The sequence below is a fragment of the Salinivibrio sp. KP-1 genome, assembly GCF_000968645.1.
Classification (GTDB): domain Bacteria; phylum Pseudomonadota; class Gammaproteobacteria; order Enterobacterales; family Vibrionaceae; genus Salinivibrio; species Salinivibrio siamensis.
In genome coordinates this window covers 62,517-70,059 of sequence record NZ_LAQR01000005.1, presented here as the reverse complement: position 1 = coordinate 70,059, position 7,543 = coordinate 62,517, and the positions used below count along the sequence as shown (strand labels likewise).

Below are 7,543 nucleotides of genomic sequence, written 5' to 3'. Positions count from 1 at the left end.
CTTTGGTCCGTAGACATTATGCGGTATTAGCCGTCGTTTCCAACGGTTATCCCCCTCGTCAGGGCAGGTTCCCAGCCGTTACTCACCCGTCCGCCGCTCGACGTCCAGTAAATCCACCGAAGCTTCAATACTGCCGTTTCCGCTCGACTTGCATGTGTTAGGCCTGCCGCCAGCGTTCAATCTGAGCCATGATCAAACTCTTCAATTTAAGTTTTTTCGAAACCGAAGTTTCAGCTCAATGAATACTGATTACTGTTTCTCTCCGAAGAGAAAAACGAATTGACTGTGCCGAACAACTGTAAAAGTTGTCGTTTGGTCACTCAGTTCATCGAATAAATCTTTTTGTCTATTCTCAACGAGTGCCCACACAGATTGCATAGGTCAAATTGTTAAAGAGCGTGTTGACTGAGTGGTTGGCATTTCGTGACTTGCGTCTCGTTGCCCCGTCAACAGGAAGCGCAGTATAGAGATCTCAGTTTTTCCCGCAACCCCTTTTTGCAAAAAAAATGTCACCTGAACAAAAAGCGTACAGAGCAAGATATTTTGCCTACTTTACCTGCTATATTTTGCCGCTCGTGTTCACCTTGGCTTACATGTCCGATCGTGTCTTTCACTCTTCTCTACTCAAAATGAGGCATACATCATAAAAATTGGCTGGTAGCATAGCTCACCTGTTTCTCACTTGGGAGTCATCGATATGAAGCATTGGCTTTTTCTAGGGTTTGCTATTGTGGCAGAGGTGATTGCAACCGCATCACTCAAAAATAGTGACGGCTTTTCTAAGCTCGTTCCTTCGATATTAGTGGTAGTGGGATACAGTTTCTCTTTCTATCTACTCGCCCTCACTTTACGCGCCATTCCTGTAGGCATCGCCTATGCGATATGGGCGGGCGCGGGCGTGACATTGATAGCGCTCATTGGTTGGTTGGTGTTCGACCAGAAGCTCGATACGCCGGCGGTGATTGGGATGACACTGATTGTTGCCGGTGTGGCCGTGATGAACTTATTCTCATCCACTTCAACACACTGACGATTAAAATCGATCCTGGCAGCACACAACGAAAAAACCCAGCCGAAGCTGGGTTTTTCATTTCTGAGGGAAAGGCGATTACATCATGCCGCCCATTCCGCCCATGCCACCCATACCAGCAGCCGCGCCCATATCAGCACCGCCGTCTTTTTGTGGCAGATCGGTAACCATGGCTTCCGTCGTGATCATCAGACCCGCAACAGAGGCAGCGAACTGTAGTGCACTACGTGTCACCTTGGTTGGGTCAAGGATGCCCATCTCAATCATGTCACCGTATTCGCCGGTTGATGCATTGTAGCCAAAGTGGTTGTCGCCAGATTTCACTTTGTTAGCAACCACTGAGTCTTCATCACCCGCGTTAGTCGCGATTTGACGAAGTGGTGATTCCATAGCGCGCAGTGCAACACGGATGCCGACGTTTTGCTCTTCGTTGTCACCTTTCAGCTCGCCAACTTTGCTCGCCGCACGGATTAAGGCAACACCGCCACCGGCAACCACGCCTTCTTCAACCGCCGCACGCGTTGCATGCAGAGCATCTTCAACGCGATCTTTCTTCTCTTTCATTTCGACTTCGGTCGCTGCGCCGACTTTGATCACTGCAACACCGCCAGCCAGTTTCGCGACGCGCTCTTGCAGTTTTTCTTTGTCGTAGTCTGAGGTTGCTTCTTCGATTTGTTGACGAATCTGTGCAACACGCCCTTCAATCGCCGCTTCCTCACCGACACCGTCAACGATAGTGGTGTTGTCTTTAGTGACAGTGACGCGCTTCGCTTGACCTAGGTCTTCCAGCGTCACTTTCTCTAGATCCATGCCGATTTCTTCAGAAACCACAGTGCCTGCCGTCAAGGTTGCGATATCTTGCAGCATCGCTTTACGACGGTCACCAAAGCCAGGCGCTTTCACGGCAGCGACTTTGACGATGCCACGCATGTTGTTGACAACCAATGTCGCCAGCGCTTCACCTTCAAGGTCTTCCGCAATGATCAGCAGAGGACGAGACGCTTTTGAAACCGCTTCTAGCGTTGGTAGCAGCTCGCGGATGTTCGACACTTTTTTGTCGATCAGTAGGATAAATGGGTTATCCAGTTCAACGTTACCGGCTTCTTGGTTATTGATGAAGTAAGGAGATAGGTAACCACGATCGAACTGCATGCCTTCTACGACGCTCAGTTCGTCTTGCAGTGATTGACCTTCTTCCACGGTGATCACGCCATCACGGCCCACTTTTTCCATCGCTTGAGCGATGATCTTACCAACGGTGTGGTCAGAGTTCGCTGAAATCGTGCCCACTTGCTCGATGGCATTATTGCTGGTGCAAGGCGCTGACAGGTTTTTCAGCTCTTCCACCGCGGCCACAACCGCTTTATCGATACCGCGCTTCAGATCCATTGGGTTCATGCCCGCTGCAACCGCTTTCAAGCCTTCATTGACGATAGATTGCGCCAATACAGTTGCAGTTGTCGTACCGTCACCAGCCGCGTCGTTTGACTGAGACGCCACCTCTTTCACCATTTGTGCGCCCATGTTCTGGAACTTGTCTTCCAGTTCAATTTCACGGGCAACAGAGACACCATCTTTGGTGATGGTTGGGGCACCGAATGATTTGTCTAGTACTACGTTACGGCCTTTAGGGCCCAGTGTGACTTTCACGGCATCAGCCAGAACATTCACACCTTCGAGCATTTTCGCACGCGCGTCGTCACTAAATTTAACGTCTTTAGCAGCCATGATTCTATTCCTTTCTTAATTTATTGATTGGAGGTGAAATGAATTATTCAACGATTGCCATGATGTCGCTTTCAGACAAGATCAGAACTTCTTGACCCTCGATTTTTTCCGTCTTGGTGCCAAAGCCTTCAGAGAAGATAACAGTGTCACCCACTTGAACGTCCAATGGCTGCACGTTGCCGTTTTCAAGAATACGGCCTTTGCCTACCGCCAGCACTTTGCCGCGGGTAGACTTTTCTGCAGCAGAACCAGTTAACACGATGCCGCCTGCTGATTTAGACTCAGCTTCTTGGCGCTCAACGATAACGCGATCATGTAGTGGACGAATGTTCATCGGTCGTCTCCTGAATTAGTAATGATGTTCCGTTTGATGAAGTAAGTATGCACACAGGCCGTACATGCGTCCGGTTCCTGATGTAACTCCCTATGTGGGGACGCCCTTTTTCTTTCCCAAGGGTTTTACAGCAATTTTTTTGTTTTTTTAGACTGGCAACTTTCTCCGATTGTGAGGATCCGCTAGGGTAAGCCGTCCCAACCCAGTGATAAGCGATTATGAACGACAAACACGGGCTGCTGTCCGCCCCGATCAACCTCACATTGCGTAAGATGACCGTACCCATGGTATTTGGGCTGTTCGCGATCATCATGTTCAATGTGGTGGATACCTTCTTTATTTCACTGCTTGGCACGGAAGCACTCGCTGCGGTGAGCTTCACCTTTCCCATCACCTTTGCAGTTAACTCCATCACGCTCGGATTAGGCGTGGGTATTGCTGCCTTGGTCGCGCGATTACTCGGCCAGGGCGATCATCAAGATGCCGCGCGGGTGTCGAGTCACGGTTTGATCTTGGCGGTATTCATGGTAATGGCCGTCGGCTGGTTAGGGGCCGCCACCATCAATCCGGTGTTCTCCGCACTCGGGGCAAGCGACAACTTATTGCCGTTAATCCACGACTATATGCAGGTCTGGTATCTCACTATTCCATTGCTCGTGGTACCCATGGCAGGAAACGCCGCCATCCGCGCCACGGGCGATACCAAAACCCCAGCAAAAATCATGATGGTCTCCGGCCTGATTAATGGGGTGCTCGACCCCTTACTGATATTTGGCTTGGGCCCGTTTCCCGAACTGGGTGTTCAAGGGGCGGCCATCGCCAGCGCCGTCAGTTGGGCGGGGGCATTAGTTGCCGCGTTGAGTATTCTTATCCGCCGCGAGCGACTGCTAATGGCGCCGCAATGGAACAAGCTAGCGACTGACGTGCGTCAGATCCTCAAAATTGGCATGCCAGCTGGAATGACCAATGCCTTAAACCCAGCCGCAGGCGCCATTTTAATGATGATGCTTGCCTCACAGGGGACAGAAAGTGTTGCCGCCTATGGCGCCGCCCAACGCATTGAAGCGATTTTGTTGATAGTGATGATGGCGATGACGTCATCGCTCACGCCCTTAATGTCGCAAAACTTTGGCGCGCAATATCATCAACGGGCCTTTCAGGCGCTGTTTAGCGCGATGCGCTTTGCCATCTTGTTCCAGTTTGCCTTGTACTTGTCGCTGTGGCCTTTTATCGATCTGATTGCGAATTTGTTCAGTGACGATGTGCGGGTGCAACAAGAAATTGCCCACTATTTAATGGTGGTCCCGGCAAGTTACGGCTTACAAGGCACCTTGATGTTATTGGTCGGCGGCCTGAATGCCATGAAGCGTTCGCTACATTCGTTCGCCTGCAACCTCGTCCGTTTGTTTGTCTTCTTGGTGCCCTGTGCATGGTTGGGCGGCATGATCAACGGCACCCATGGCCTGTTTGCGGGCATCGCGATTGCCAACCTGCTGGCGGGTATTATGGCGTACCTCTATGCTGTGGTGTTGCGCCGTCAGACACTCGCGGCGTCATTGTCCGTCTGAGCCAGCTCATGAACGCGGTGCTGCAGGGCATCTAGCGCCTGATAAAGCGCTTGATACTGCGCCGCACTGAGTCCCTCGAGCATGGCTTTTTCCCACTCCAGTACTTTGGGAACAATGGTCTGGTAATGGGTGCGGCCTTTGTCGGTCAAATGGACTAACGCGGCGCGCTGATCACCTTGGCATGCGCGTCGCTCTACCAACTGATGCTGCTCTAAACGGGTAAGCAAGCGCGACACTTTCACTTTATCCAGCCGTGTTTCTGCGGCTAAATCTTTCGCCATCACGCCATCCCGTGCCCCCAAAGAGGCCAGCACGCGCCACTCAGGGCGCGATAATCCAAACTCTGCTTCATAACGTGCCGCAAGACTATCGGCCACCAACTCCGCCGTGTGAACCAGCTTATAAGGCAAAAAGCTATCGAGCGTTAAATGAGGAAGGGTCATATCAATTAGTTTCAAGTGAAATCAAATAACCTACTTTACGAGAGGCTTCGATAAGATGCAAAGGTAGTGCTTTGTTTACACTTACGATTTTTAGGCGGCAAAAATACTGAACACACAAGGTAAAATATTTGTTAACGGTGCGTTGCTTTTTCTTATCTCTGATCGCTAGTATAAACAGATAGATTGTTTCTTTTGAAACTATTTGGCGGTCCCAGTGAACTCGGCCGCCCAGCACAAGGAGCGAGTTATGCGAAAGTGGTTTTCATTCCCCATTCGTGAAGGGGATGCCTCACGTCAAGCCCACTGCGACTTTCCAGAGGGAACCTACGAGCGCGAGTGTGGTAAGGAAGGCTTTTTTGGCCCGGCCAGTCATATGTATCACCGCCATCCCCCGACGGGCTGGAGCGAGTGGGAAGGCCCATTGCGACCGCATGCTTTTGACACCAACCGAGTTGAAACCCAAGGTACGTCACCAATGGATGCGCCTGTGCTGTTATCCAATGCCAACGTTCAGGTTCGCTTATGGCGCACCGATACCGCCATGTCTTATCTGGTGCGCAACAGTGATGGCGACGATTGCTTATTCGTCCATCAGGGCGAAGGCTCGCTGTATTGCGATTACGGCCACTTGCGCTATACCAAAGGCGATTATTTGATCATTCCTCGCGCCACCAGCTGGCGACTGGTGCCGGATGAAGCCACCACCTTGTTGATGATTGAAGCGACACACGGCTCCTACATGAGCGCCGAACGAGGCATTGTCGGCGAACATGCGGTGTTTGACCCCGCGGTGTTAGAACATGCACGCATTGACGATAGCTTTAAAGCCCAGCAATCCGACAGCGAAAGTTGGCAGGTGATGATCAAATCGCGCCAGCAGCTTAACCGTGTCACCTATCCTTACAACCCACTCGATGCGGTGGGCTGGAAAGGTAACCTCACCGTATTCCGACTCAACTGGCGAGATATCCGTCCGTTAATGAGCCATCGTTATCACTTGCCGCCATCGGCGCACACTACCTTTGTCGCGCAAGGTTTTGTGATTTGTACCTTTGTCCCCCGCCCGATCGAGTCCGATCCTGGCGCACTGAAGGTGCCTTTCTACCACAATAACGATGACTATGATGAGGTGCTTTTCTATCACCAAGGTGACTTTTTCAGCCGCGATAACATTGATGCCGGCATGGTGACCTTACACCCTTGTGGCTTCCCACATGGTCCTCACCCAAAAGCCTTTGCCGCGGGCAAAAAGCATCAGAAAAAAGAGACCGATGAAGTGGCGGTGATGATCGATACCCGCATGCCACTTGATATGGGCGACGCGGCGAAAGCCACCGAGCTGACCGATTATGTTTACTCTTGGCGCACGCCAAGTGACGCAGAATAGCGAAGGAGAAAGCAATGAAACTGGCTTCACTCAAACACGGACGTGATGGCAAATTGATTTTGGTCTCTCGTGACCTTACTCGCGCCGTCCACGCCGACGATATTGCGCCCACACTACAAGCGGCGCTCGATAACTGGGCGACACTTGCGCCCAAACTGACTCAACGCTACGACGCACTCAACGACAACCAAGTCAGTGAGTCCTTTGCCTTTGACCCAAGTGTCTGCGACTCACCACTGCCCCGCGCCTATCAGTGGGCGGATGGTAGTGCCTACGTTAACCACGTTGAACTGGTGCGCAAAGCACGCGGCGCACAAATGCCTGAGAGTTTTTGGACCGACCCACTGATGTATCAAGGCATGTCTGATGGCTTTCTCGGCCCACGTGACGAGATTGAATTAGTCGATGATGCGTGGGGTTGTGACTTTGAAGCCGAGCTTGCCGTCGTCACCGATGACGTCCCCATGCACCTTAGTGCTGACAAAGCGGGCCAACACATTAAACTGCTGATGCTGGTCAACGACGTTTCACTGCGCAACCTGATCCCCGGCGAGCTTGCCAAAGGGTTCGGCTTTTTCCAATCTAAGCCGGCTTCTGCATTTTCACCGGTAGCGGTTACCCCAGATGAGCTGGGCGATCACTGGCGCGATCATAAAGTCCACTTACCGATGCATGTCACCCTCAACGGCGAATGGTTCGGGTCACCCGAGGCCGGTGTCGATATGACTTTTGATTTTGCCGAGCTGGTCGCGCATGTGGCGAAAAGCCGCCATGTCAGTGCGGGGACCATTATTGGCTCCGGTACTGTGTCCAACACCGATCGCAGCAAAGGCTCGTGCTGCTTAGCCGAAAAGCGCATGCTAGAAATTATCGACCAAGGTGAGGCAAAAACCCCGTTTATGACCTTTGGCGATAGCGTCACCATCGATATGCGCGACAGCCAAGAGGCATCTATTTTCGGTGCCATTGAGCAAACTGTGACCCGTTACATCCCGGAGTAACCTTGATGCGCGCCTGGTGCCTCTAGGCGCGCTTGACGTTGACGCCGTCTAG

Annotated in this window: 7 protein-coding genes and 1 rRNA gene; 4 read left to right on the top strand and 4 right to left on the bottom strand. The window is 51.8% G+C overall.

The genetic code is table 11. The features are described from left to right. Positions 1 to 208: ribosomal RNA gene (locus tag WN56_RS08085) — 16S ribosomal RNA — on the bottom strand; the annotation flags it as partial. Positions 209 to 697: 489 nt separating this feature from the next. On the opposite strand from WN56_RS08085, the gene WN56_RS08080 reads away from it, so the two are divergent. Beyond that, entirely contained in the window at positions 698 to 1,030 is a 333-nt protein-coding gene (locus WN56_RS08080) for an SMR family transporter (protein ID WP_046074556.1), read from the top strand. Between the two features lie 78 nt (positions 1,031 to 1,108). Here WN56_RS08080 and groL read toward each other — a convergent pair whose 3' ends face one another. Further along, positions 1,109 to 2,758 (bottom strand): chaperonin GroEL, encoded by a 1,650-nt coding sequence (gene groL, locus WN56_RS08075; protein WP_046074555.1) that lies wholly within the window; start codon positions 2,756 to 2,758, stop codon positions 1,109 to 1,111. A 43-nt stretch (positions 2,759 to 2,801) separates the two neighbouring features. Next, entirely contained in the window at positions 2,802 to 3,092 is a 291-nt protein-coding gene (locus tag WN56_RS08070; RefSeq protein WP_046074554.1) for a co-chaperone GroES, read from the bottom strand. Between the two features lie 218 nt (positions 3,093 to 3,310). Between WN56_RS08070 and WN56_RS08065 the strand changes: the two genes are divergently transcribed. Then, positions 3,311 to 4,660, top strand: a complete 1,350-nt coding sequence (locus WN56_RS08065) for an MATE family efflux transporter (protein WP_046074553.1) — start codon at positions 3,311 to 3,313, stop codon at positions 4,658 to 4,660. On the opposite strand, the gene WN56_RS08060 is transcribed toward WN56_RS08065, so the two are convergent. Then, a complete protein-coding gene (locus WN56_RS08060; protein ID WP_369795701.1) occupies positions 4,630 to 5,118 on the bottom strand; it encodes a MarR family winged helix-turn-helix transcriptional regulator in 489 nt (162 codons plus the stop codon). The genes WN56_RS08065 and WN56_RS08060 overlap by 31 nt on opposite strands. A 232-nt stretch (positions 5,119 to 5,350) precedes the next feature. Here WN56_RS08060 and WN56_RS08055 point away from each other — a divergent pair, with 232 nt between their 5' ends. Together WN56_RS08055 and WN56_RS08050 are read left to right on the top strand one after the other, a co-directional pair. Next, entirely contained in the window at positions 5,351 to 6,490 is a 1,140-nt protein-coding gene (locus WN56_RS08055) for a homogentisate 1,2-dioxygenase (protein ID WP_046074551.1), read from the top strand. Positions 6,491 to 6,504: 14 nt separating this feature from the next. Further along, positions 6,505 to 7,491, top strand: a complete 987-nt coding sequence (locus WN56_RS08050) for a fumarylacetoacetate hydrolase family protein (RefSeq protein ID WP_046074550.1) — start codon at positions 6,505 to 6,507, stop codon at positions 7,489 to 7,491. Positions 7,492 to 7,543 lie beyond the last annotated feature (52 nt).